Genomic DNA, 542 nt, shown 5'->3' on the forward strand with positions numbered 1-542 from the left:
CGCGTGCGCCGCTGTCCAGCCGCAACCAGGGGATGAGGCTGCGTTCGATCTCGCCCCCGCGATCGAACGCAACCTCATCCCCTGGTCGCGGCTGGACACCGGCCCACGCGCGCAGGCCGAGCTCGACCAGCTCGACGCGCTGCTGGAGGGCTACGCGCAGCATCGCCCACTGGACGCAAACCACTTGCGCCGCCTGGCCGCATTGCTGCCGATCGTGCATGCCGACTTCGCCTTGAGCGAAATGGAATATTTCGCCGGCATCACGCGTTCGCCCGCCAATGTCGATATCGCCTATCACCGCTATCTGCTCGGCCACGCGGACTGGTTCGCCAGCGCCGATGGTCGGCACCTGCTCGAACACCTGCACGCACGTGCGCGCCGACTGCCATGAGCACCTTCCCTTCTCTGTCGAGTCTTGCCCAATGTCCGTTGCCTTCCCCCTGCTCTCCCGCTGCCCGCTTGCGCTTGCACTGGCGTTTTGCTGCGCCCCTGCACTGGCGCAGCAGCAACCCGGCGCCGATGCAGTCGAACTGGACGCGGTC

At 67.0% G+C, this 542-nt stretch carries 1 pseudogene; it reads left to right on the top strand.

The annotated features are described in order from the left end of the window. Positions 1-391 (top strand): annotated as a pseudogene (locus tag CSC62_RS17615) (aminoglycoside phosphotransferase family protein); the annotation flags it as partial. Positions 392-542 lie beyond the last annotated feature (151 nt).

The sequence above is a fragment of the Pseudoxanthomonas jiangsuensis genome (assembly GCF_010093185.1).
Taxonomy (GTDB): domain Bacteria; phylum Pseudomonadota; class Gammaproteobacteria; order Xanthomonadales; family Xanthomonadaceae; genus Pseudoxanthomonas; species Pseudoxanthomonas jiangsuensis.